This window comes from Parajatrophihabitans canadensis (assembly GCF_053764775.1).
Genome location: NZ_CM132445.1, coordinates 2,455,719 through 2,478,902, shown reverse-complemented (window position 1 = coordinate 2,478,902; position 23,184 = coordinate 2,455,719). Strand labels below are relative to the sequence as shown.

Below are 23,184 nucleotides of genomic sequence, written 5' to 3'. Positions count from 1 at the left end.
GCCAGCAGGCTAGCCCGATCCGAATGCGAGCTGCCGGTTCAACACCTCGCGTAGGTTGATCAACTGTTCGCGTACCCGTACTGGAGCGGTACCGCCACGTCCCGACCGAGAAGCGAGCGAGCCGGCAACGGTGAGCACGTCCCGCACGCCAGGCGTCAAATGCGGCGAGATCTGCGCGAAGTCCTCGTCAGAAAGTGCGATCAGCTCGATGCCGCGACCTTCACAGGTCCGCACGCACTCCCCCGCGACCTCGTGGGCGACCCTGAACGCCACGCCTTGTCTGACGAGCCATTCAGCGATATCTGTCGCCAGCGAGAATCCCTGCGGAGCCAGCGACTCGAGCCGCGCCGTATTGAACTCCAATGTCGCGATCATGCCAGCGAACGCCGGCAGGAGCAGATGAAGGTTGTCGATGGCGTCGAAAACAGGTTCCTTGTCTTCCTGCAGGTCTCTGTTGTACGCCAGTGGCAATCCCTTCAGCGTCGCCAGCAGTCCGGCGTGATCGCCGATCAGACGCCCCGCCTTGCCTCGAGCTAGCTCGGCGATGTCCGGATTCTTCTTCTGCGGCATGATCGAGGACCCGGTCGAGTACGAGTCGTCCAGCGTTACAAAGGAGAACTCCTTGGTCGCCCAGATAATCACCTCCTCCGCAATTCGGGAGAGGTCAACCGCGATCATGGTGCTGACGAAGGAGAACTCCGCCACGACGTCGCGCGATGCCGTCGCATCGATCGAGTTCTCAGCGCTGGAGTCGAAACCCAATTCCACCGCGACCGCCTGCGGGTCGAGTCCGAGCGAGGACCCGGCGAGCGCCCCCGAGCCGTACGGGCTGACGGCGGCACGGACGTCCCAGTCTTCGAGCCGCTGGATATCACGCAACAGTGCCCAGCAGTGCGCCAACAGATGGTGTGAGAGCAGGATCGGTTGGGCATGCTGCAGATGCGTTCGACCCGGCATGGCAACGCCGAGGTGGGACTCGGCTTGATCGGCCAAGGCCTTGATGACCGAGCCGACTTCGACGGCAAGCTGACGAGCCTCGTCCCGCAGGTACATCCGAATGAGCGTTGCGATCTGGTCATTGCGGGAACGACCGGCGCGCAGGCGACCGCCAAGGTCGGCACCTACCCGTTCAACCAATCCACGCTCCAGAGCCGTGTGCACGTCCTCGTCCGAAGGACTCGCAACGAAAGCACCGGACCGCACGTCGGCGTCCAAGGAGTCCAATCCGGCGAGCATCCCGTCCAGCTCGCGCTCACTGAGCAGACCAGCCTTGGCCAGCACCCTGGCATGCGCCTTCGACCCAGCGATGTCATGTCGCGCCAGGCGCCAGTCGAAATGGGTGGAAACCGACAGCGCGGCGAGCGCATCAGACGGACCACCGCTGAACCGGCCTCCCCATAACCGCGTCGTAGGTTCGGTCGGATTACCGGAGGTCACTGCTTGCCGAGCTTCTGCTGCCGACGGGCCGCAATCCGGCTGGGCAATCCCCACAACTGAACGAATCCCTTGGACAAGCTCTGATCAAAGGTATCGCCCGTGTCATAGGTGGCAAGATCAAAATCGTAGAGTGAGCCTTCGCCGCGGCGTCCGGTGGCAACCGCGCGCCCCCCGTGCAAGCGCAGCCGAATGTCACCGGTGACGTATGCCTGCGAGGCATCGACGAAGCGATCGAGGGCATCCTTCAGGGGAGAGAACCACAAGCCGTCATAGACCAGTTCAGTCCAACGCTGTTCAACGGAGAACTTGAATCGTCGAAGATCACGCTCAACAGTGAGGTCCTCCAGTTCCTGGTGCGCCGTGATCAATGCGATCGCTCCAGGAGCTTCGTACACCTCCCGGCTCTTGATACCGACCAACCGATCCTCGACCATGTCGAGACGGCCGACACCCTGCGCGCCGGCACGCCGGTTCAGCTCGAGGATTGCCTCGAGCATCGTTACCGATTTCCCGTCAATTGCAGTTGGCACGCCGTTCACGAAGCTGATCACAACGTCATCGGGTTCGCGAGCTACAGCAGGGTCTGAGGTGTAGGAGTAGAGATCTTCGATCGGAGCGTTCCACGGGTCCTCCAGGAAGCCGGTCTCCACCGCGCGACCCCAGAAATTCTGATCGACTGAATACGGCGAGCGCTTGGACTGATCGATCGGCAACCCCTTGTCTTCGGCGAACTGGATGGCCTTGTCCCGCGTCATACCGCTATCTCGTACCGGAGCGATGACGTTCAACTCTGGCGCGATCGCGCCGATGCCCACCTCGAATCGCACCTGGTCATTGCCCTTGCCCGTGCAGCCGTGCGCCACCGTGTCGGCGCCGTACTTCTGTGCAGCAAGCGCCAGATGTTTGGCAATCACCGGGCGCGAAAGGGCAGATACCAGCGGGTAACGCTCGAGGTAAAGCGCGTTGGCGCGTAGTGCAGGAAGGCAGTACTCATCCGCGAATTCCTGCTTGAGGTCCAGAACGATGGACTCGACTGCACCGCAATCCAGAGCGCGCTGACGGATATCGTTCATATCTTCGCCACCCTGACCAACGTCAGCCGCAACGCAAACCACCTCGGCGCCGGTCTCCTCGGCGATCCACCCGATCGCGACGGAGGTATCGAGCCCGCCAGAATAGGCCAGGACTACCCGGTTCGTCATTGATGTCTCCTCTTCGATATTGCCACTCGTACGACTACGTCGGTTGATGGTCGGCTAAACAGCTATTCGGTGTAAGAACGTTCTTCGTCAGCTTGTATGTGATAGCCCGATCAGGTGATCGGCCAGTGCCTGGCCGCCAAGCGGCTTTCGGCTCACTACCAGAATGGTGTCATCTCCGGCGATGGTTCCGAGCACCTCCGGCAGACTCGCACGGTCCAGCGCGCTTGCGAGAAAGTTCGAAGCGCCAGGCGGAGTTCTCAGCACCACCAAATTCGCGCTGGCCTCTGCCGAGATCAGCAACTCACCCAGCATGCGCGCCAGGCGTTGTGGCGGCGCGTCATCGGCGTGGCGCGCGGCGAGCGGGGCGCCGTCCTGCGGCACGACGTATACGGGTTGTCCGCCGTCGGGAGTCCGCAGTTTGACTGCCCCGAGCTCGTCCAGGTCACGACTCAGCGTCGCCTGGGTGACCTTCGCGCCTGCCGCTCTCAAGAGCTCGGCAAGCTCCCCTTGAGAGCGGACGGTGTGTTCTGTCAGGAGCGCCACAATCTTGGCATGGCGCGCGGCGCGGGAGGTCAATTCGGCAACCACGACAGGTTCGGCAACCACGACAGGATCGGCAATCCCCGCGCGCCGGTGTTCTTGCCGGACTTGAGGGTGTCGCGCTGAGCCCGCAGGTCTAGCCATCAGGACCGTTCCAGCAGCCAACTCAGGACCGCCTTCTGCGCGTGCAGGCGGTTTTCGGCTTCATCCCAGACGACGCTCTGAGGCCCATCGATGACGTCGGCCGAAATCTCCTTGCCCCGGTAGGCAGGAAGGCAATGAAGCACGATCGCGTCCGGTGCCGCAGCCGCAAGCGCCTCGCTGTCGATCGCAAAGGGCTGAAAGGGAACCTCTCGGTCGGTCTTCTGGCTCTCTTGACCCATGGACACCCAGGTGTCTGTGACGAGCACATCGGCTCCGTCGAAGGCCGCCTCGGGCTGGCTGGTGACGCTTACCGAACCCCCGGTCTCGAGCGCGATCTCGCTGGCTCGCCGGACCACCACGGGATCCGGCAGGTAATGTTGCGGACCCCCCACTCGCACATGCATGCCGGCGGCCGCCCCGCCCAGCAGGTACGAATTGGCCATGTTGTTTGCCGCGTCGCCGACGTAGCTCATGGTCAATTCGGCGAGCTTTCCCTTGTGCTCTCGAATTGTTTGCAGATCAGCGAGAATCTGACATGGGTGGAACTCATCCGTGAGCGCGTTGATCACCGGTACTGAACTCGCTGCTGCCATGGCGTCGATCCGCGCCTGACCGAACGTTCGCCATACAATTGCAGCCACCTGACGATCCAGCACCCGCGCGGTGTCTTCGATCGATTCGCCACGCCCGAGCTGGCTGGTTTGCGCATCGATGATCAACGGTAGACCTCCGAGCTCGGCGATGCCGACACTGAAGGACACCCGGGTACGGGTGGAGGGTTTGTCAAAGATCACCGCAACGCAGTGCGGGCCGGCGAGTGGCTTGTGGCTGTACCGATCCGCCTTCAGGCGATCTGCCAGTTCGAGCACCTCGGCCAGCTCGACCGGGTTCAGGTCATCGTCACGCAGGAAATGGCGCGTCATGCGACACCTGCCTGAGCAACTCGTTCGGCCTGCACCTCAGCCAGGGCCGCCGACAAAATCTCAACTGCCTCGGCGGCTTCCGCCGCCGTGACAATCAGTGGTGGAGCAAGGCGAATCACGTTCGGTTTCACGGCATTCACCAGCAGCCCACGATTTCGAGCCGCGTCTTCGACAGCACCGGCCAGATCCGCGGACAAAACCACCCCGATCCACAAGCCGCTGCCCCGGACCTGCTCGATCAACGGAGTCGCGATTGCCCGCAGGCCGGACATGAGCTCAGCGCCAACCGCACGTACGTTTGCCAGCAGGCCGTCCTGTTCGATCGTGGTCAACACTGCGAGGGCTGCGGCACAAGACACCGGATTGCCGCCGAAGGTGCTGCCGTGCGAACCCGGCGTCAGTAACGACGCCGCGGCGCCAAAGCCCACGCAAGCCCCAATCGGCATTCCGCCACCCAGTCCCTTGGCGAGGGTGATGATGTCGGGCTGCACGCCGGCGGCGAGGCTTGCAAACCACTCACCGGTGCGTCCGATCCCACTTTGAACCTCATCGATCACGAGGAGCGCTCCTGACGCGTCGCAGATCTCGCGGGCCGCCTTGAGATAACCTTCGGGCGCCGGAACGACCCCGCCTTCTCCTTGAGTGGTCTCTAGGAAGACCGCGGCGACGGTTTCGTCCACCGCAGCCTCGAGCGCGGCTGCGTCACCGTATTCGACAAAGGTCACGGGCTCGGGTAGCGGTTCGAAGGGCTTCCGTTTGCTGGGATTGCCGGTGATCGACAGTGAGCCGAGCGTGCGCCCGTGAAAGCTGTTGGCTGTTGAAACCAGCCCGAGGCGACGACCCGATGGATCGAGAGAGCGGCCGTACAGTCGAGACATCTTGATCGCGCACTCGTTTGCCTCGGTGCCATCGTTGGAAAAGAACACCCGCGCTGAGGGCGCGGACGCATTGCCGCCTGCAAGCAGGCCGGCCAACTTCTCAGCTAGCGCAACGCCAGGCTGGTGAATCGCCAGATTCGACGTGTGGGCAAGCGTCGCGACCTGCGTGGCGACTGCACTGGTTATTGCCGGATGAGCGTGGCCGAGGGCCGATACGGCTATTCCACCGATGAAATCGAGATAGCTTGATCCGTCGGCATCCACTACCCTGCAGCCGCGACCACTCACCAGCGCGATGGGCGGAACGCCATAGTTGTCCATCATGCTGTCGGCCCATCGCCGTTGCAGGTCCAACGTGCTCATGAGGTTGCTCCAGGTACGACGTGAGTGGGATGGGGGGTCATCGGATCGTCCGGTAAGACCATCGTGCCGATGCCTTCGGTTGTGAAGATCTCCAGCAACAACGCGTGCAGTTCACGTCCATCAAGGACGGTGGCCCGCGGTACCCCAGAGCGCACAGCCCGAAGGCAGGCCTCCATTTTTGGCACCATGCCGGCGGACAGGGACGGCAACAGGGCAGAAAGCTCGGTTGCACCGATTTCACTGATTACGTCTGTGCTCTCGGGCCAATCCGCGTACAGGCCTGGCACGTCGGTGAGCACAATCAACTTTTCCGCCTGCAACGCGGTCGCAAGTGCCGAGGCAGCGGTATCGGCATTTACGTTGTACGAAAGCCCATCGCGACCTCTCGCCACGGTGGCGATCACCGGAATGCGGCCTGCATCCAGGAGTGCAGTTACCGCACTGGGGTCGACCTCCACGACATCGCCGACCTGGCCAATGTCTATCTCGACACCGTCCACCAGTGCAGGTCGCCGCTCGGCTGTGAAGAGTCCGCCGTCCTCGCCGGACAGGCCCACAGCGAACGCACCGAAGTTGTTGATCAGGTTCACCACGTCGCCATTCACCTGTCCGACCAAGACCATCCGAACGATGGTCATTGCCTCTGCTGTGGTGACCCGCAAACCACCACGAAACTCGCTCGCAATGCCCAACCGAGTGAGATGGTCGGTGATCTGCGGGCCGCCGCCGTGCACAACGACAGGGCGAATGCCTGCATAGCGCAGAAACATGACGTCTTCGGCAAAGGCCTGCTGGAGGTCCGGTGAGGTCATGGCATTGCCGCCATACTTGATGACAATGACCTTGCCGTGAAACCTACCGAGCCAGGGCAGGGCATCGATCAACGTCGCAGCCTTAGAGGCTGCCCGGGACAACTCAGCGGCCGAAATCCCGTCTCGCGTGGTAGGTGCGCTCGGAATCATCATGAGGAGTAAGCCGAATTCTCTTCGACGTACGCATGCGACAGATCGTTGGTGAAAATTGTTGCGCTATGGACCCCGGCGTTCAAATCGACCTCGATACCGATTGAGCGATCGGTAAGGTCAACGCCGTCGCGGCTCGCCGCCGCCTGCCCAGCGCGGCAGACCTGAATACCGTTGATCGCGACGTCGAGTTGGTCCGGATCGAAGGCGGCCGAGGTGGTGCCGATGGCTGCAAGCACCCGACCCCAGTTCGGGTCGTTGCCGAACAAAGCGCATTTGACGAGGTTGTTGCGGGCGATTGCCCGTCCGACCTCGACCGCATCATCCTCCGACGCCGCGCCACGGACGGCGATCTCGACCTCCTTGGTCGCGCCTTCAGCATCGGCAAGCAACTGTGCCGACAGATCGCTACATACCTGGAGCACATAGTCGGCAAAAGTCTCTGGCTCTGTTGACAATCCGGATGCACCGCTGGCCATCAAGATCACGGTGTCGTTAGTGGACATGCATCCATCAGAATCGAGACGGTCAAATGTGCGCCGCACCGCGCCTCGGAGCGCGGTATCGAGGGTCGTTGCGTCGACCTGGACATCGGTCGTGATGACGCACAACATGGTGGCAAGTCCCGGAGCGAGCATTCCGGCACCCTTCGCCATGCCGCCGACTGTCCAGCCCGCCGGGTGGCGCGCCACAGTCGTCTTGGCGACCGTATCTGTCGTGCGGATCGCCTCAGCGGCGGCAGGGCCGCCATCAACAGAAAGCGCGTCAGCCGCGACCCGAACGCCCGCCATTACCAAATCCATCGGCAGGCGCTCACCGATGAGTCCGGTGGAGCAGACAAGCACATCGGCGGCGCCGCAGGACAGTAGCTGGGCCACCCGCTCCGCAGTGCGGTGGGTGTCTGCGAAACCCTCCGGCCCGGTGCAGGCGTTTGCGCCTCCCGAATTCAGCACAACGGCACGCGCCCGGGCATCTGCCGAAGCCTGCTCCGACCACAGCACTGGCGCTGCCTTCACCCGATTTCCGGTGTAAACGGCCGCGACGCCATCAAGCGGTCCATCGTTGACCACCAGAGCAACGTCCGGCGCACCACTGACTTTGAGGCCGGCCGCCACCCCGGTCGCCCGGAAACCCTTCGCTGCAGTGACGCTCACGGTGCGACTCCGTTGGCAGACAGACCAGCACCTTCGTCGATCCCGAGCATGATGTTGGCATTCTGCAGTGCCTGGCCGGCGGCTCCCTTGCCTAGGTTGTCGATTGCCGAGGTCACGATCACCCGCCCCGAATTGACGTCCAGCTGCGCCTGCAGGTGAACCGAGTTCGAGCCAAGGGTGGCGGCGGTATGCGGTTGGCGGCCCTCGGGAAGTACATGAACGAACTGTTCATCGTGGTAAGCGCTCGACAGGACATCCCGAACGTCTGCCTCGCTCAGGCCCTGCCGCGCTGGAATGGCGGTCACCGTTGCCAGTAAACCTCTCGCCATCGGCGCAAGGACGGGCGTCATCGATAGGCTCGCCGCGCCGGTAGCTTGCAGTATTTCTGGGACGTGCTGGTGGGCGCCGACTTTGTAGCCCGAAAGGTCGCCCATGACCTCGCTGCCCAAGAGATTCAACTTGGCTGATCGTCCGGCTCCCGATGTACCAGAGGAGGCCACCACGACGACATCCTCACGTTCGACGATGCCACCAGCGACAAGGGGGGCGAGTGCGGCGATGATCGAGACGGCATAGCAGCCGGTGTTCGCTACGTGGGTGCTCGCAGCGATGAGCGATCTTTGACCCGGAAGCTCTGGTAGCCCGTACGTCCACGTACCAGCATGCGAGCCTCCGTAGTACCTATGCCAAGCGTCTGGGTCGCGTAACCGGAAGTCTGCACCGAGGTCCACGACGCGCGCCGATTTCGGGAGTTGGCCAGCAATCGCGGCCGACGCACCGTGCGGCAGGGCGAGAAAGACGAGATCAGCCTGACCGAGGAGACCGGCCGACGTATCGGCGAACCGCATGTCGCCGTAACTGACGAGGTGCGGATGAAGCTCACTGACAAATTCGCCGGCATTTGCGTGGGCCGTAACCGCCACGACCTCGAACTCCGGGTGCGCGGCGAGCAGCCGAAGCAGCTCGCCACCCGCATATCCGCTAGCGCCGGCGACGGCGACCGTAGTTCCCATACGATTTATTATGCAGCACGACGCAACTAAATACATTCCGGGGTCGGTAGTCTGCCGTCGTGAGGCAATCTGTCCCGGACATGCGGCTCATCAGCGACATAAGAACACAGCTGGCTGAGATGGCAGACCCAACTCTCGCGCCGGCCATGCAGGCCTACATGAAGTCGGAGATGCCATACCTCGGTGTTCGGGTGCCGATGGTTCGTGCCATCGTCCGCCAGGCTGAGCTTGCCAGGCCGCCAGTCGACCTAGAAATGATGACCGCCACCTCGGCGCAACTCTGGCGCGAAGCGACTCACCGCGAACAGCGCTACGCGGCCACGGCGTTGCTCGATACCCGCAGGGCCCAGCGTCTGATGGACCCACGAGCGGTGCCGCTACTGCAGGAAATGATTGTCACCGGCGCCTGGTGGGATCACGTGGACGAGGTCGCGCATCGCGTCAGTGACTTGCTGTTGGCGTATCGACCGAAACTCGATCCCGTGATACGCGCCTGGGCTCAGGCGGAGGACCGATGGTTGCGGCGCGCGGCCGTGATCAGCCAACTGGGCGCCCGAGCCAGTACGGATACCGATCTGCTGTCCCACACCATCGCCGCGAACGCCGCGGACCCAGACTTTTTTCTGCGCAAGGCGATCGGTTGGGCGTTACGTGAATATGCGCGGACGGATCCTGAGTGGGTACGTGCTTTTGTGACCGAACATGCGACGGAGCTGAGCCCACTATCCAAGCGTGAGGCGCTCAAACATGTCTGATCGCACGATCCTGATGACGATGAAACCAGCGACTGTCAGCCACGAAGCGTGGCACCGAATCTGGCCCCGGCCTCAGCGACTGCGGCGTCGCGCGCGGCCGTCGCCTCTTCGAGGGTCAGTGTCCGGTCGGGCGCGCGAAACCGTAGGGCGAACGCGAGTGAGCGAACACCTGGCCCGAGCCGTGTCTCGTCCGAGTAGACATCGAACAGCCGGACCGACTCCAGAAGCTCGCCCGCGCCCGTCCTGACTGCCGCCATCACCTCCGAAGCCGGAACGGCTTCAGGTACGACGAGTGCTACGTCGAGAAGGACAGGCGGAAAGTTCGAGACTTCGGGCGCCTGCGCGGGCGGAGGTGGATCGAAAGCATCGAGGTCGAGCTCCATCGCATTCACCCGAGGCGGCAGGTCAAGTGCGGCGACGACCTTTGGATCCAGCTCGCCGGCCACTCCGATCACCTTGTCACCAAGCAGGAGTTCAGCACACCTACCTGGATGCCACGGGGCGACGTGCGCCTGTCGGATGCGCAGCTCAGCCCGTGCCATCCGGGCAATGGTTCGCGCGGATTCGATTGCGTCGGCCCAGGTGGCCGCTCGGCCGGCGCCCCACCACCCCGATCGGTCGAAGTCGCCGGCCGACAGGGTCGCCACGTGACGCGGTTGTCGAGGTACCGTTCGCGCGATTGCAGCGAGCTCGGCGTCCGAGGGTCGGTGTTCGACGCTAGGGCGCGGGGCACGCTGGGTTGTCTCGGCCGGCAGGTAGATCAGACCCATTTCGAAGGTCGCGAGGTCGCGGCTCCCCCGACCAATGTTGCGAAGCAGATTCGCCAACAATCCGGGAAGCAGAGAGGTACGCATCTCAGGTTCGGCTTCGGAAATGGGATTGGCGAGACGGATTGCGTGCCGACGCTCGTCATCGACAGCCAAACCGAAAAGGTCATGTATGGACGGTGACACGAACGGATAATTGATGACCTCGGTATAGCCGGCTCCTGCGAGCGCCCGCGATACCGACCTCCGCAATTTTTGTCTCGGGGTCCAACCATTTCCAGCGGGAGCGGTCGGCAGGATCGAAGGCACCTTGTCGTACCCGACCAGCCGGACTACCTCTTCGACCAAGTCAGCCGGATCGGTGAGATCTGGACGCCACGTTGGCGGCGTGACAAGGAAGCGATCACTGCTTGTCTGGTCCGGGGCAACAAGGCACCCAACCTGCTCGAGGCGCGCCCGCACGGTCTGAGGAGCGATCGTGAGGCCGGATAGCTCAGCGGCACGCAGCACCGGCAACACGATGGTGATCGGGGCAGGACCATCGCCGATCACGGAGTAGCCCGGCGACGCGACCGCGCTGCCGTACCGGACAAGCAGGTCAACGCAGCGTTGCAGTGCTACGCCGGCAATGCGAGGATCCACTCCACGTTCGAAACGCTTTGCAGCCTCAGAAGGCAATTTGTGTCGTCTGACCGCCCGCGAGATGGCCGCCGGATTCCAGTGGGCGGCCTCTAACAAGATGGCGGTCGTCTCCGCCGTGATCTCGGTTGAAGCGCCACCCATCACACCTGCGAGAGCGACCGGACCCGAATCATCCGTTACTACCAAATCATCCGGGTCGAGCGCTCGTACGATGCCGTCCAGCGTCGTGAGTTTTTCACCAGCCTCCGCGCGCCTGACCCCAATGCCACCGGAGAGTTTCGAGCGGTCGAACGCGTGTAGCGGCTGGCCGGTCTCGAGCATCACGTAGTTGGTGATATCGACAGCCAACGAGATGGAACGCATACCCGAGGAGCGCAGCCGGGCCGCGATGTGTGGCGGAGTGGGAGCGCCAGGATCGAACCCGGTCACCGCTCGTGCCGAGAACTGATCGCAACCGACCGAATCGGACACCGTAATCGGGTAGGCAGCCTGATCTCTCGCTGGCAACGCCACGTCCAGGTCATGGAATTGGACATCCAGCGCAGCGCCCGCCTCGCGTGCCAGGCCTCGCACAGACAGGCAATAGCCGCGGTCCGGTGTGACGGCGATATCGAGAACGGCATCTCGAAGTCCCAACCGATCCAGGCCATCATCGCCCGGCTCGGCTGAACCCGGCTCCAGCACCACGATGCCGTCGTGGTCCGAGCCGACGCCAAGTTCGCGCGCGGAACAGATCATTCCGTCAGATACGTGGCCGTAGGTTTTTCGAGCGCTGATGTCGAAACCACCCGGCAAAGTAGCCCCGGGCAAGACCGCGATAATGAGATCGCCGGCGGCGAAGTTATGAGCGCCACAGACGATTCCGCGCGGCTCAGCTTCACCGACGTCGACCGAGCACCAACGGATGACCTTCCCGTTCTTCTGAGGCTCATCGACGAAGGAGAGAACTCGACCGACCACGACTGGCCCGCTGATTCCGTCGGCCGCGGACTCGACGCGCTCGACCTCTAGTCCCACCCGAACCAATGCGTCTCCGAGTGCCCGCGGCTCAAGACCGGGCGGCAGGTCTACGAATTCGGCCATCCACGAAACCGACGCTCGCATCTCAGGCCTCCATTCCGAAGGCCTGGGTGAAACGCACGTCGCCTTCGACGATGTCACGCATGTCGGCCGAGTTGTTCCGAAACATCATCGTTCGTTCGATTCCCATTCCGAAGGCGAAACCCGAGTAGATCTCCGGATCGATGCCACACGCCCGCAACACTCGTGGATTGACCATGCCGCAGCCGCCCCATTCGATCCAGCCCTCGCTTCCGCATGTTCGACACGGGCGGTCCGGGTTGCCGACCGAATCCCCGCGGCAAACGAAACACAACAAGTCGGGTTCGGCGCTCGGCTCTGTAAAAGGAAAGTAGGACGGGCGCAGCCGAGTGATGATGCCTGGTCCGAAGAAGGCCTCAGCCATGTGATCGAGGGTGCCCTTCAGGTGCGCCATCGTGATGCCCTTGTCGATCACCAGGCCCTCTAGCTGGTGGAACACCGGCGAGTGGGTGGCATCGAGTTCGTCGGTACGAAACACCTTGCCCGGACAGACGACGTAGATCGGTGGCGTCCTGGCCAACATCACCCTCGCCTGCACAGGTGACGTGTGAGTGCGCAGAACCAGGCCGCTGTCTGACGAACCATTGGCATCTTCGACGAAGAAGGTGTCCATCAACGAGCGCGCAGGGTGATCCACACCGATGTTCAGCGCGTCGAAATTGAACCATTCGGCTTCGATCTCGGGCCCTTCGGCGACCTCCCAACCCATCGCCGTGAAGACGTCGCCGACCAACTCTTGGGTGGTCGTCAGCGGATGCCGGGCGCCCTCGAGGTGGCGGTCCCACGGCAACGTGACGTCGACCGATTCCTCGGCGAGCACCTGCGCGTCATTTTGAGCCTGCAACACGGCAAGCCGTGCCGTGTGGGCCCCGCGCGCTTCGTTGCGCGCCGCGTTGATTCGCTTGCCGGCATCAGCCTTCGCCGCTGGTGGCAGGGCACCTATCTCACGATTTGCCAACGCAAGTGGCGATCGGTCACCGAGATGTGCGGCCTGGGCGACGTGCAATTCATCGAGATCCGACGCTAGCTCGAAGGCCGCCCGCGCCGCAGCTACGCCAGCTTGCAAAGCCTCCGGAGACAGCGCGGCGACCTGCTTGGGGTCGTACGGATCGTTGGCGCCGGACATGGTGCTTCCCTCTTTTTCTCGGCTCGGCCGTCGTCCATCGGAACGAAAACTTCGGTTGATCGGGCTCAGGCGCCCCGCAATGACGTTATTGCCGATCCAGTCTATGAGACACGTCGCACCCAATTGCAGTCGCTTGCTCCATTACCGCTTATCGGTAACTCGCTGTGCCCGCGCTGAGCTGTACAAGCAGATTGCAGCCGCGGCAGCCAGATTCAGGCTTTCGGCTCGACCATAGACAGGCACCCGAACCTGAGCGTCCGCGACCTCGAGCACGGATTCTGGCAGTCCCCGTGCCTCATTTCCGAACAGCCAAGCCGTCGGAGCGCTCAGCGAGCCATCATCGATCAAGATGTCGAGATCGGTCGTCCCGCCACCGGTGGTTGCCAGGGTGAGCAGACCAGACCTCCGGCAAGCCAGGACAACCTGCTCGGGATCCGTGCCGGTCACGACATCCAGGTGAAAGATGCTGCCCGCGCTCGCCCGAACTGTCTTACCGTTGTACAAATCGACGGCATCGCCTGCGAGTATCACCAGACTGGCCCCCGCGGCGTCCGCGGTCCGCAGGATTGCCCCAGCATTGCCAGGCTCGTTTGCCTCGACCAGTACGGCTGCCAATGAGGGGCGACGCGACAGCGCGGACTCGAACGTCAGGTCAAAGATGTGACACACCGCGATGAGTCCCTGCGGCGTAACCGTCTCGCTCAGGCCCATCGCTGCCTTTTCGGAGATCTCCTCGACGACGATCGAACGAGATCTAGCGATCGAAACGAGGTCCGCGTACCTGAGGAGGGCAATCTCAGTCGCGAAAAGCTCGACAACGATCTCTGGCCTGTCAAGTGCCTCACGCACGGCCTGCGCGCCTTCGACGAGGAAACGCCCGGTCTCGTGGCGATTTCGCCGACCGGTGAGTCGTCGAGCCGCTACGAGCCGGGCGTTTGAGTCAGATAGCACCGACTGGCTGGGAGACCGCTCAGGCGGCGTCGGAAGCGACGGCGCCGCCGATGCCCTCAGCCTCGACTGCCTGCTTGGCCAGGACCACCAAAGCTGCGAATGCCGGCGCATCGTTGACCGCGAGATCGGCCAGGATCTTCCGGTCTGCCTGCACACCGGCGAGCCGCAGGCCCTGGATGAACCTGTTGTACGTCATGTCGTTAGCGCGCGCCGCAGCGTTGATGCGGGTGATCCAAAGCTGGCGGAAGTCGCCCTTCCTTGCCTTGCGGTCGCGATACGCATAAGTCGAGGAGTGGAGCAGTTGCTCCTTGGCCTTGCGGTACAGCCGCGAGCGCTGACCCCGGTAGCCGGACGCGGCCTCGAGGGCGCTACGGCGCTTCTTATGGGCGTTTACCGCCCGCTTGACGCGTGCCACTTTGTAGTCCTTGATCTTTCAGGCTCTGCTGCCGGCCCGATTCGGGTCGCAAGCTCGGCGGGGATGTCGTCGGGAAGAAATCAGCGACCGAGCAGTCGCTTCACGCGAGGCGCGTCATGTGCAGAAACCTCACGCGTGCCGCTCAGACTGCGGGTCAGCTTGGATGACTTGCGCTCGAGCAGGTGACGCTTGCCGGCCTTCTCGGTCAACAGCTTTCCGGTGCCGGTGACCTTGACACGCTTCTTCATCCCGGAATGGGTCTTCATCTTGGGCATGGAACTTCTCTCTCAGGTTGCGTAACTAGTTGCGAGTCGGCTGACTACGTCAGGCGGGCTGTTCGTCCGCCTGCTCGACGTGCTCTGCTGGTCGCGCGGGTTTGCTGCTCTTTCCGGCCTTGTGCGGCGCTACGACCATTACCATGTTTCGGCCGTCCTGCTTCGGCGAGAACTCGACGAAGCCGAGTTCGGTGATGTCTTCGGCCAGCCGCTGCAGAAGTCGGAATCCAAGTTCGGGACGTGACTGCTCCCGGCCTCGGAACATGATCGTTATCTTGACCTTGTCGCCCTGCTTAAGGAACCGCTCGACGTGACCTTTCTTGGTCTCATAGTCGTGCGGGTCGATCTTCGGACGAAGTTTCATCTCTTTGACGACGGTTAATGCTTGGTTACGCCTGGCCTCTCGAGCCTTCTGCGCACTCTCGTACTTGAACTTTCCGTAGTCCATGAGCTTGCAGACCGGCGGACGAGCCATGGGTGCTACCTCGACCAGATCTAGATCTGCCTCGGCGGCGAGTTCCAGGGCTTTACCGATCGGCACAATGCCGACTTGCTCACCTTCGGGACCGACGAGACGGACCTCGGAAACACGGATCCGGTCGTTGATGCGGGGTTCAGAGCTGATGGGGCCTCCTTGGTTGGCTTTCGTGTGATGCAAGGCCCCACAGTCCGTGCCGCTCTTCGAAGAAACGGCCGAAGCTGCGAAAGGCCCCGCCTGCAACCAGTGCAGTCGGAGCCCAAACGAATTAACACGCGATCCTCGTGCGGCCATTCGGCACGCGACACACACGCACCCCTAGCAACACGACGTAGCCCTCACGGGCTGCGCTGGACCGTACCCGGCTACCAATGGCGGCGCGGGTGGGAAACTCGATGGGCTTCCGCTTGCACACCCCTCGGTCAAGAGGAGCGGGTCGCACATGCCAGGCTACCAGTGTGAGCCCCACCATCCCAACTTCCGGAGACGTCCCGGTATCTGGACAAGGCCCCGGTATGGGCGAGTCCGACGGGCAGTCTGACAGCCAGCAGGTCCGTGAACTTGCCCAGATCCCGGCCGTCGAGGTCATTACGCGAGCCTCCGTGATGCTCATGAGCGCCGCTGCCGAGAAGCTCGGTCTGGCTGAGGACGGCGAGCAGTTCAAAGACCTGGACGAGGCGCGTCGTCTCATCGATGCATATGCAGGGCTCCTCAGCGCGGCCCAGGCTGACCTCGGTGTACACCGCGCGCCGTTACGCGATGGCCTAAAGGCTTTGCAGGCCGCGTTCCGCGAAGCGTCGATTTACCCGGACGCTCCTGGTCAAGGTCCCGGCGAACGGTCGCCAATCTGAGTTCTACCGAGACGCTAGTCGCCTGGTCCTGGCTGGCCTGGGTCGGTGCGCTCGCCTTCGCTGGTAGCTCGGCTCGCTGCGAAAAGTTCGCGTAGGCCCTGCATGACTTCGACGCTGTGCTCGCCGTCGCCACGCTGAACGGCATACAGCGGAATGAGTTCGTCTCCCGGAACCACAAGTCGGGCGAAGCGCACTTTCGGTGGAAACTCCACTGCGGTTACGAGATCCCAGTCGACATGCTTGAAGCCGCCGAAAAAGCCGCGGGCGTCGACGCCGGACTGATCAGCACGCAGCCGTGGTCGCAAGAAAGACAGAATCCCTATCGCGATCAGCACTCCAATGCCCGCTACGCCGATCTGGTCCGCTCCGGTGAAAGTGACACCGTCAGAGGTACTCGGCAGTATCGCGGCGATCGCCACCAGGGCAATCAGTACGACGGCGGCAACGGCGACGGCGATGCGGGCTGAGCGCAGTGGTCTGGCCTCGATGACGCCTCGTACGCGGACCTCAGGCTGTGGGGAGGCGCCACCCCCTGGCGGGACTGGCGGCTCGGTCACCGCGTTCACAGCCGGCACGCGTGAATATCTGTGACCAGGATGGCGCGCGCGCCGATAGCCCAGAGTTCATCCATGATGCGGTTGGTGTCTTTACGCGGCACCATCGACCGGACTGCCGACCAACCCGGCGTGCGCAAGGGTGACACAGTTGGCGATTCGAATCCTGGAGTCACCGCGACGGCCTGCTCGAGCAGGTCGTCAGCGACGTCGTAGTCCATCAGCACGTACTGCCGCGCAATCATCACGCCCTGCAGGCGCCGGATCAGTTGCTCGACGTATGGGTTCGCCTCAGCTCCAGCGCGACGGATTAGCGCGGCTTCTGAACGCAGTAGCGGCTCGCCGAAAACCTCGAGACCAGCATTGCGAAGCGTGGTGCCGGTCTCAACGACGTCAGCTATCGCATCAGCGACTCCGAGTCGTACGGCGGTCTCGACCGCGCCATCGAGCTTGATGACCTCGGCTTTGATGCGTTGTTCATCGAGGTAGCGCTCGAGAAGCCCTGGGTAGGCGGAGGCGATTCGTTTGCCGTCCAGTTCAGCGAGGGTCTTGGTGGTGCCGGCCAAGGACGCGAACCGAAAGGTCGAGCCACCAAAACCCAACTTAAGGATGACCTCTGCGTCGGCACCGGAATCCAGGAGCAGGTCTTCGCCGGTGATACCAACTTCGAGCCGTCCAGAACCGACATAGACGGCAATATCTCTGGGGCGCAAGAAGAAGAACTCGACGCCGTTGTCCGGGTCGGCGAGCATGAGTTCCTTGCTGTCGCTGCGTTGCCGGTAACCGGATTCGCGAAGCATCTGGCTGGCGGGCTCGGCGAGGGCGCCCTTGTTCGGGACCGCAATACGAAGCAGTTCTGTGGAGGTCACGTCAACTCACAAATACTTGTAGACATCGGCGAGCGTGAGGCCTTTACCGAGCATGAGCACCTGCACGCGATACAGCAGCTGGCTGATCTCTTCGGCGGTTCGATCCGAGGATTCATGTTCTGCGGCCATCCACACCTCGGCCGCTTCCTCGACGACCTTCTTTCCCTGGGCATGGATGCCATCGTCCAGAGCAGTCACCGTGGCAGAACCGGTGGGTCGATCCAGCTGGCGCTGGCTCAGCTCAGCGAAGAGATCATCGAAGGTTTTCATCGGTGCTGAGCGTACCGGCGACCGCTGTGGGGCCTCGAAGCCGAGGCACCCAGCGACCGCCCACGGACAACATCAGCGAACTCAGTCGGCTTCGACGATTGCCGCCACCGGTCCCCCACCGTCCGGACCCTGGTGTGCGGCCGACACCGATACGAAGACCGCCGGGTCTCCGGTTACCGAGGCCGCGACACCCCCTACTGCCGCCTTGATCTGGCGATGCCAATGAACATCGGAGTCATCGAGCATTGCGTTACGACGCCCACGCACGCTTCCGTCCTGACTCGCCTCACACTTGAGGAATACATTCACGAGCCGACCTGCGAGGTCCGAACTGTGCGGCCGATCAGGCAGTTGCAGGCCGGCATCCCGAATTGCTGCCCAGATGCCATCGGCATCGAGGGCGTCGGCCATCACCCCGTGGCCGATCCGGTATCTGCCGCCGATCCCCCTGGCGTTGCCGACCACGACTACCTGGGCACGATCGAGTTCCACGCCCGACGAGCAGGAGGCGACGGAGGAATACAGCGAGCGATCGCGCATCACATCGGCGTCGGCCGGCATCTCGATCTCACCGAGCGCAACTGCGATACCCAGTGCCGTACAGCCATTGGATACGTCCATCGAATGCAGCGTGTCGTCGGTAAACACGTCATGCCCGCGACTCTTGGCGTCGCGGATCGTGTCAATCGTGAGAAGCGGCGTCTTCGTCTGGACGTAGTGGACATCGGAAGCGCTTGTGATGCCGGCACGCTGCATTGCGATAGCAACCGCTGCCGCGACTTTCGTGATCATCGCGCTGCGCCCGATGTCCTCGGGTAGCAGGATGTCGCTCATGGCGAAGCCGACGGTCAGACGAGGCTCCGCTGTCTTCGCAACCGTCTCGGGGTTCACCGTGGCAAAGATCGTGGCGTGCGGAGAAATAATGCCATCGGTGCCGCCCGACCAGACTATCGGTATCTGGGCAACCTCCTGGACCGAACGGCTACCTTTTGCCAGTAGCACCTCGCGGAATGCGCGGTCAGCGATGATCCTGGTGTAGTCGTTGACGCCGCCGTTTCCCTCTGTCTTGCCGATTACAGCGATCACACGGTCGGCTTGCAAGACGCCATCGTCAATCAGCTTTGCGAACTCGCTGGCGTCCGACACGTTGTGCAACGGAACCTTGCGTACCTCGATCGGGTCGGGCATCGAATTCTCCTTCGCGGTTCATCGGCTGGCTCGTCAACTGAAGGGCCCGGTGGGCGGCACATCCGCCGGTGTGACGACCGTGCCGACGGTTGGCTCAACGGCATTGTGACCGGCCTCACCAGTGCTTACCAGCTGATGCAAGGCCTCGCCAATGCGGTCCAGTGACGTGATTACGGCGGCTCGGCCGCCGCCTTCGACATATCGGCACGCGGCTTCTACCTTCGGGCCCATGCTCCCGGTCGCGAATCCTTCCCGAACAATGAGTGATCGAAGCGCATCCACACCGATCGATCGCACGGCGGCAGCGTTCTGTGATCCCCAACCGCTTACGACGTATTCGACGTCTGTCGCTATGACGAGGTAGTCAGCAGCCATCGAGTTCGCGAGCAACGCGGCGGTGAGGTCCTTATCGACTACAGCTTCGACCCCGCGGAGGGTGCCATCCGGAGCCGGTACAACAGGAATACCGCCGCCGCCGGAGCAAACCACTATGAACCCCGCCGACAACAACACCTGCGCCGCGTCGACGTCAAGACACTCCAGCGGCTGCGGCGATGCGACGATCCGCCGCCAACCTCTTTCATCACGGCTTTCCCAGTGCTGACCGTGTTCGATCATCCTTGTAGCCTCGGCCTCATCCACGTATCGGCCGATCGGCTTCGAGGGCTTGACGAAAGCTGAATCGTCGATGGACACGCGAGTCCGGGAAATGACGGCGGCCGCCCGAGCTCTCGAACCCCGTTGGATCATCGCCCGGTCCAGTGCATTGATCAGCAGAAGACCGATGGTCGCCTGAGTCTGGGCGCCACACCAATCCAGCGGAACGCGCGGGACCACCGACGCTGCAAGCTCATTCTTGACCAGCAAATTACCAACTTGCGGACCATTGCCGTGGGTTAATACGACTTGGTGCCCGGCGGCGGCCAACTCCGCAATTGGTTCGGCAGCACGCTCCACGGCGGCGCGCTGGTCCTCTGGTCGCGCTCGGCCGTCACGCGCGGTCATCGCATTACCGCCGAGCGCGATCACAACGCGCACGCTGCCTCCTGCCTAGCCCGCCGACCGATCACTGCTCTTCAGCAATCTCACGCAGCTGTCCCTGGACTCTGTCAATAAGCTGAATCGGCGGCATCAGCGATCATCGACCATCCCTGCGGTGGGAGTTGTGTAACCTCGCCCGTTCAGACTCACTCCGCGCGTTCGGCGTCTAGTTGGTCCAGCCAGGTACGAACTGATTCGTTGTGCTCGCCGAGCGTTGGCGGTGCGAGGTGGGCCGCGCGGCCGCCATCGTCGTATCGTAGCGGTGGACCGGGCAGCGTAAGGTGCCCGAGCGTCGTGTGCTCGACGTCGATGAGCAGACCTTGCGACTTCGTCTGGTCCCAGTTGTAGACCTCATCCAAATTGCGTACCTGGCCGGCGGGTGTACCCGTCTCTGCCAGCTTCAGCATGAGCTCGTCGCGGCCGAAGCGGGCGAACGCGTTGTCCACCGCAGCTTCAACCGCGACGCGATCCGCGACGCGATCTGCGTTTGTACGCCATTGCGGCAGATCAAGATCGAAGGCGGCCGCAAAGGACCGCCAGAGGCCTTCCGACCCCACGGCAATCTGAACCATGCCATCGCGCGCGTGAAATAGCCCGTACGGACATATCGACGGGTGGTGTTTTCCAGCAACGCCGGGGGTCTCGCCGGCGACGGTGTAGCGCGTGCCCTGAAAGGCGTGCACTCCGACGACACTGGCCAACAACGACGTCCGGACGACCTTGCCTCGCCCGGTTACGGAACGCTCGTGCAATGCCGACACCACTCCGAATGCGCCGTACATACCCGCAAGGAGGTCTGCTATAGGAACGCCGACCTTCGTGGGCTCGTCCTGCGACGGGCCGGTGACCGACATCAGACCACCTTCGCCTTGTGCGATCTGGTCATAACCGGAGCGGCCACCCTCCGGGCCGTCGTGTCCGAATCCGGTGATCGACAGGACCACCAACCTCGGGTTCAGCTCGGCGAGCCGCACCATATCGAATCCCAGCCTGTCCAGCACGCCCGTGCGAAAGTTCTCGACGAGGACGTCGACGTGGCGCACGAGACGAGTCAGTGTCCGCACGCCATCTTCTGACTTCAGATCGAGGGTGATCGATTCTTTGTTGCGATTGCATGACAAGAAGTAGGTCGATTCACGCTCGCCTACCTCAGGCTGTACGAAGGGCGGCCCCCAGCCGCGCGTGTCGTCGCCGTGACCGGGCGTCTCAACTTTGATCACCCGCGCACCTTGATCGCCAAGCATCATCGTGGCGTGTGGCCCGGCAAGCGCGCGAGTCAGATCTAGCACGACGATGTCTGAGAGAGGTCCAGTCATTGGATGATCCTAGGCACCGCGGCTACCAGTCGAACGTCGAGGACGTCACGCCGCCCGAGAGCAGTTCATATCCCGGCCCGCGATCGAAGAACGGACGCTGACCGATGCGTGTAGCGCGCAGCGTTTCTCGTAGCGTCGCCGTGTCGATGCTGGCCACCTGCACATCATCGCTGTCCTCAGCCAGGACGACTCCGTAGTCTGCACGGGCTGCTGCAAACGAAACCTTGCCCCAGCGAACATCGCGGAGGACGGCCGCTGGATCACGATCAAGGGGATCACCCCAGCCACCGCCACCCGTTGTCCTGATCCGAATGATCTCGCCGGCATAGACAGGCTCAGCGTCAGCTAATGCGTCAACCGTGCGCTCCCGAGGGCCGCCAGGATCGATGACCACCGAGAAGGACTTGCCTGCCTTGCCCCCCTTGACGCCCCAACAGGCCAGGATCGAGCGATCCGCGATTGACATGAAATGCCCATCCTTCAGCATCCGGATGTCCTTCTCGTAACCTAGGCCCCCTCGGTACTGACCGGGGCCGCCGGAGTCCACGGCGAGCCCCAATCGCTCAACCAGCAGGGGAAATCGGGCCTCTGTGAACTCGGACGGAAGATTTCGCGAATCAGGGACAACGTGGATGGTGTCTTCGCCATCGGCGTAATACCGACCACCCGAGCCGCCTCCCAGGACCTCACGCATCAGGTAGGGCGCGCCGTCACGGTCCTGCCCGTACACACCCGTGTAGCGGATCGTTTCCTGATCGGCTGGCATTCGTCCGTCCACGGCCTTCGCCAAAACCCCAGCAAGTACTCCGAGGAGGCGCAGGATGACAAACGTCCTTGCGTTAGTCGGCGCCGGAAAGACCGGTGTCAGCAAGGTTCCTGGCGGCGGGAAGCGCATTTCCATCAACGGCACCACACCCTCGTTGACGTCGAGCTCAGCCATGCGTTCGGGCGAGTCTGCGAGATTTCGCAGAACCGGCGCCAGCCACTTCTTGAGGAAGTTTCCGTCGGCATAGTTCGCGCAATGATTGATGGGGCCCTTGGCTTGTGGCGCAGTTCCGTTGAAATCGAGAATCAGGCGTTCGCCATCGGCATCATCTGCCGCAGTTCGGGTCAGCGTGATCCGTTGCGTATGCAGTCTTGGCTCGTCGACGCCGTCCTGTTCGGCGTAGTCCTCCCAGGTCCACGTCCCGACCGGGATCTTGGCCAGAATTTCCCGTCGGTACGTTTCAGTCGTCCGATCAACGATCTGGTCAAAACACGACTCGACGACGGCCTGCCCGTAGCGCTCGAAGAGTTCTCCGAGCCTTCGAGCGCCCATCAAGCACGCTGAGCACTCAGCGTCCAGATCGGCGGCAAGTGATTCCGGCATCCGCGAGTTACGAGTCATGATGGTAAGTGCAGCGCGGTTCGGCACTCCGGCATCCCAAAGCTTGATCGGCGGCACCATCAGGCCTTCCTCGAAGACGCTTCGCGCGTGCGACGGCATCGAACCCGGTACCGCTCCCCCGATGTCATCATGATGTCCAAAGGCTTGCACGAAGGCGACAACCTGCGGCGGCACGCGATCGCCCCCATCGCCGCTGAGGTCGTCGCGTGCACCTGCAGCCGCGAAGACCGGCACTGTCACGCACAGATCGGGAAGATGCCCGATGCCGCCTTCGGATCGATACACGTCATTGTGGAAGAACACGTCGCCCGGGCGCATCTCGCTTAACGGGAAGTCACGGGCGATCGGGTGTACCAAGGCCGAATACGAGCGTCCAGTGAGTTTGCGCAAAAGGCGGTCATGAATACCGGCTCGGAAGTCGTGCGCATCGCGGATCATCGGTGATCGCGATGTTCGTGCGATCGCCGTCTCGACTTCCAGTTCAACCGCCGCGAGGCTGCCCTGCACCACCTCCAAGACAATCGGATCGACACTGATTCCTCTGTTCAGTGTTAGCGATTCCGTGTTAGCCGTACTCATGCT

At 62.7% G+C, this 23,184-nt stretch carries 23 protein-coding genes; 2 read left to right on the top strand and 21 right to left on the bottom strand.

Going from position 1 to position 23,184, the window contains the following annotated elements:
* Window positions 1–9 precede the first annotated feature (9 nt).
* The 8 genes from argH to argC all read right to left on the bottom strand — a co-directional run bounded on the left by argH (window position 10) and on the right by argC (window position 8,616).
* Entirely contained in the window at window positions 10–1,437 is a 1,428-nt protein-coding gene (argH, locus tag ACSMXN_RS12050; protein WP_022912493.1) for an argininosuccinate lyase, read from the bottom strand.
* A complete protein-coding gene (locus tag ACSMXN_RS12045) occupies window positions 1,434–2,639 on the bottom strand; it encodes an argininosuccinate synthase (protein ID WP_022912492.1) in 1,206 nt (401 codons plus the stop codon). Before ACSMXN_RS12045 ends, argH begins: the two co-directional genes overlap by 4 nt.
* Window positions 2,640–2,726: 87 nt before the next feature.
* Entirely contained in the window at window positions 2,727–3,323 is a 597-nt protein-coding gene (locus ACSMXN_RS12040; RefSeq protein ID WP_081649009.1) for an arginine repressor, read from the bottom strand.
* On the bottom strand, window positions 3,323–4,246 hold the full coding sequence (argF, locus tag ACSMXN_RS12035) for an ornithine carbamoyltransferase (RefSeq protein WP_022912490.1): 924 nt from the start codon (window positions 4,244–4,246) through the stop codon (window positions 3,323–3,325). The genes ACSMXN_RS12040 and argF overlap by 1 nt, the downstream gene beginning before the upstream one ends.
* Window positions 4,243–5,487, bottom strand: coding sequence for an acetylornithine transaminase (locus ACSMXN_RS12030; RefSeq protein WP_022912489.1), 1,245 nt, complete (start codon window positions 5,485–5,487; stop codon window positions 4,243–4,245). Before ACSMXN_RS12030 ends, argF begins: the two co-directional genes overlap by 4 nt.
* On the bottom strand, window positions 5,484–6,449 hold the full coding sequence (gene argB / locus ACSMXN_RS12025) for an acetylglutamate kinase (RefSeq protein ID WP_051148819.1): 966 nt from the start codon (window positions 6,447–6,449) through the stop codon (window positions 5,484–5,486). Before argB ends, ACSMXN_RS12030 begins: the two co-directional genes overlap by 4 nt.
* Entirely contained in the window at window positions 6,449–7,603 is a 1,155-nt protein-coding gene (argJ, locus tag ACSMXN_RS12020; RefSeq protein WP_022912487.1) for a bifunctional glutamate N-acetyltransferase/amino-acid acetyltransferase ArgJ, read from the bottom strand. The genes argB and argJ overlap by 1 nt, the downstream gene beginning before the upstream one ends.
* Window positions 7,600–8,616, bottom strand: coding sequence for an N-acetyl-gamma-glutamyl-phosphate reductase (argC, locus tag ACSMXN_RS12015; protein ID WP_022912486.1), 1,017 nt, complete (start codon window positions 8,614–8,616; stop codon window positions 7,600–7,602). Before argC ends, argJ begins: the two co-directional genes overlap by 4 nt.
* Window positions 8,617–8,675: 59 nt before the next feature.
* Between argC and ACSMXN_RS12010 the strand changes: the two genes are divergently transcribed.
* A complete protein-coding gene (locus ACSMXN_RS12010) occupies window positions 8,676–9,371 on the top strand; it encodes a DNA alkylation repair protein (RefSeq protein ID WP_455407756.1) in 696 nt (231 codons plus the stop codon).
* Window positions 9,372–9,406: 35 nt separating this feature from the next.
* Here the strand turns inward: ACSMXN_RS12010 and pheT are convergent, their stop codons facing one another.
* From pheT to infC, 6 genes are all read right to left on the bottom strand, one after another.
* A complete protein-coding gene (gene pheT, locus ACSMXN_RS12005) occupies window positions 9,407–11,884 on the bottom strand; it encodes a phenylalanine--tRNA ligase subunit beta (protein WP_022912484.1) in 2,478 nt (825 codons plus the stop codon).
* Between the two features lies 1 nt (window position 11,885).
* Window positions 11,886–13,007 (bottom strand): phenylalanine--tRNA ligase subunit alpha, encoded by a 1,122-nt coding sequence (gene pheS, locus ACSMXN_RS12000; protein WP_022912483.1) that lies wholly within the window; start codon window positions 13,005–13,007, stop codon window positions 11,886–11,888.
* Between the two features lie 141 nt (window positions 13,008–13,148).
* Window positions 13,149–14,069: a TrmH family RNA methyltransferase gene (locus ACSMXN_RS11995; RefSeq protein ID WP_081649008.1), complete on the bottom strand. Its 921-nt coding sequence runs from the start codon at window positions 14,067–14,069 to the stop codon at window positions 13,149–13,151.
* Window positions 13,978–14,373, bottom strand: a complete 396-nt coding sequence (rplT, locus tag ACSMXN_RS11990) for a 50S ribosomal protein L20 (protein ID WP_022912481.1) — start codon at window positions 14,371–14,373, stop codon at window positions 13,978–13,980. The genes ACSMXN_RS11995 and rplT overlap by 92 nt, the downstream gene beginning before the upstream one ends.
* 80 nt (window positions 14,374–14,453) lie before the next feature.
* Window positions 14,454–14,648 carry a 50S ribosomal protein L35 gene (gene rpmI / locus ACSMXN_RS11985; protein WP_022912480.1) on the bottom strand — a complete coding sequence of 65 codons (195 nt, stop codon included), beginning with the start codon at window positions 14,646–14,648 and terminating at the stop codon, window positions 14,454–14,456.
* A gap of 49 nt (window positions 14,649–14,697) precedes the next feature.
* Entirely contained in the window at window positions 14,698–15,420 is a 723-nt protein-coding gene (gene infC, locus ACSMXN_RS11980) for a translation initiation factor IF-3 (RefSeq protein WP_081649007.1), read from the bottom strand.
* Window positions 15,421–15,641: 221 nt separating this feature from the next.
* On the opposite strand from infC, the gene ACSMXN_RS11975 reads away from it, so the two are divergent.
* Window positions 15,642–15,977: a DUF1844 domain-containing protein gene (locus ACSMXN_RS11975; protein ID WP_027139241.1), complete on the top strand. Its 336-nt coding sequence runs from the start codon at window positions 15,642–15,644 to the stop codon at window positions 15,975–15,977.
* A gap of 14 nt (window positions 15,978–15,991) precedes the next feature.
* Here the strand turns inward: ACSMXN_RS11975 and ACSMXN_RS11970 are convergent, their stop codons facing one another.
* The 7 genes from ACSMXN_RS11970 to ACSMXN_RS11940 form a co-directional block, all read right to left on the bottom strand.
* The gene (locus ACSMXN_RS11970) at window positions 15,992–16,534 is read right to left on the bottom strand and encodes a PH domain-containing protein (RefSeq protein ID WP_196811202.1); all 543 of its coding nucleotides are present in this window, start codon (window positions 16,532–16,534) and stop codon (window positions 15,992–15,994) included.
* Between the two features lie 5 nt (window positions 16,535–16,539).
* On the bottom strand, window positions 16,540–17,385 hold the full coding sequence (gene hisG, locus ACSMXN_RS11965; protein ID WP_027139240.1) for an ATP phosphoribosyltransferase: 846 nt from the start codon (window positions 17,383–17,385) through the stop codon (window positions 16,540–16,542).
* 21 nt (window positions 17,386–17,406) lie between these two features.
* Entirely contained in the window at window positions 17,407–17,670 is a 264-nt protein-coding gene (locus tag ACSMXN_RS11960; protein WP_022912475.1) for a phosphoribosyl-ATP diphosphatase, read from the bottom strand.
* Between the two features lie 81 nt (window positions 17,671–17,751).
* Window positions 17,752–18,858 (bottom strand): barbiturase, encoded by a 1,107-nt coding sequence (gene bar / locus ACSMXN_RS11955; RefSeq protein WP_022912474.1) that lies wholly within the window; start codon window positions 18,856–18,858, stop codon window positions 17,752–17,754.
* A gap of 33 nt (window positions 18,859–18,891) precedes the next feature.
* Entirely contained in the window at window positions 18,892–19,896 is a 1,005-nt protein-coding gene (locus tag ACSMXN_RS11950) for a carbamate kinase (RefSeq protein WP_051148801.1), read from the bottom strand.
* A gap of 149 nt (window positions 19,897–20,045) precedes the next feature.
* Window positions 20,046–21,215, bottom strand: coding sequence for a CoA transferase (locus tag ACSMXN_RS11945; protein WP_022912472.1), 1,170 nt, complete (start codon window positions 21,213–21,215; stop codon window positions 20,046–20,048).
* Window positions 21,216–21,237: 22 nt separating this feature from the next.
* Complete coding sequence (locus ACSMXN_RS11940) at window positions 21,238–23,181, bottom strand: hydantoinase B/oxoprolinase family protein (RefSeq protein ID WP_022912471.1); 1,944 nt, start codon at window positions 23,179–23,181, stop codon at window positions 21,238–21,240.
* Between the last annotated feature and the right edge of the window lie 3 nt (window positions 23,182–23,184).

What these genes read in the sequence shown, in the direction of transcription:
- infC (WP_081649007.1), bottom strand. Translation starts at nt 15,420, where the DNA reads ATGGCCGCACGAGGATCGCGTGTTAATTCGTTTGGGCTCCGACTGCAC.
- ACSMXN_RS11975 (WP_027139241.1), top strand. Translation starts at nt 15,642, where the DNA reads ATGGGCGAGTCCGACGGGCAGTCTGACAGCCAGCAGGTCCGTGAACTT.
- ACSMXN_RS12030 (WP_022912489.1), bottom strand. Translation starts at nt 5,487, where the DNA reads ATGAGCACGTTGGACCTGCAACGGCGATGGGCCGACAGCATGATGGAC.
- ACSMXN_RS11995 (WP_081649008.1), bottom strand. Translation starts at nt 14,069, where the DNA reads ATGCGCCGGCATTCGCAGCTTTGGTGGTCCTGGCCAAGCAGGCAGTCG.
- argB (WP_051148819.1), bottom strand. Translation starts at nt 6,449, where the DNA reads ATGATTCCGAGCGCACCTACCACGCGAGACGGGATTTCGGCCGCTGAG.
- bar (WP_022912474.1), bottom strand. Translation starts at nt 18,858, where the DNA reads ATGCCCGACCCGATCGAGGTACGCAAGGTTCCGTTGCACAACGTGTCG.
- argC (WP_022912486.1), bottom strand. Translation starts at nt 8,616, where the DNA reads ATGGGAACTACGGTCGCCGTCGCCGGCGCTAGCGGATATGCGGGTGGC.
- pheT (WP_022912484.1), bottom strand. Translation starts at nt 11,884, where the DNA reads ATGCGAGCGTCGGTTTCGTGGATGGCCGAATTCGTAGACCTGCCGCCC.
- rpmI (WP_022912480.1), bottom strand. Translation starts at nt 14,648, where the DNA reads ATGCCCAAGATGAAGACCCATTCCGGGATGAAGAAGCGTGTCAAGGTC.
- ACSMXN_RS11940 (WP_022912471.1), bottom strand. Translation starts at nt 23,181, where the DNA reads ATGAGTACGGCTAACACGGAATCGCTAACACTGAACAGAGGAATCAGT.
- pheS (WP_022912483.1), bottom strand. Translation starts at nt 13,007, where the DNA reads ATGTCCGGCGCCAACGATCCGTACGACCCCAAGCAGGTCGCCGCGCTG.
- ACSMXN_RS11945 (WP_022912472.1), bottom strand. Translation starts at nt 21,215, where the DNA reads ATGACTGGACCTCTCTCAGACATCGTCGTGCTAGATCTGACTCGCGCG.
- argF (WP_022912490.1), bottom strand. Translation starts at nt 4,246, where the DNA reads ATGACGCGCCATTTCCTGCGTGACGATGACCTGAACCCGGTCGAGCTG.
- ACSMXN_RS11960 (WP_022912475.1), bottom strand. Translation starts at nt 17,670, where the DNA reads ATGAAAACCTTCGATGATCTCTTCGCTGAGCTGAGCCAGCGCCAGCTG.
- ACSMXN_RS12040 (WP_081649009.1), bottom strand. Translation starts at nt 3,323, where the DNA reads ATGGCTAGACCTGCGGGCTCAGCGCGACACCCTCAAGTCCGGCAAGAA.
- ACSMXN_RS12045 (WP_022912492.1), bottom strand. Translation starts at nt 2,639, where the DNA reads ATGACGAACCGGGTAGTCCTGGCCTATTCTGGCGGGCTCGATACCTCC.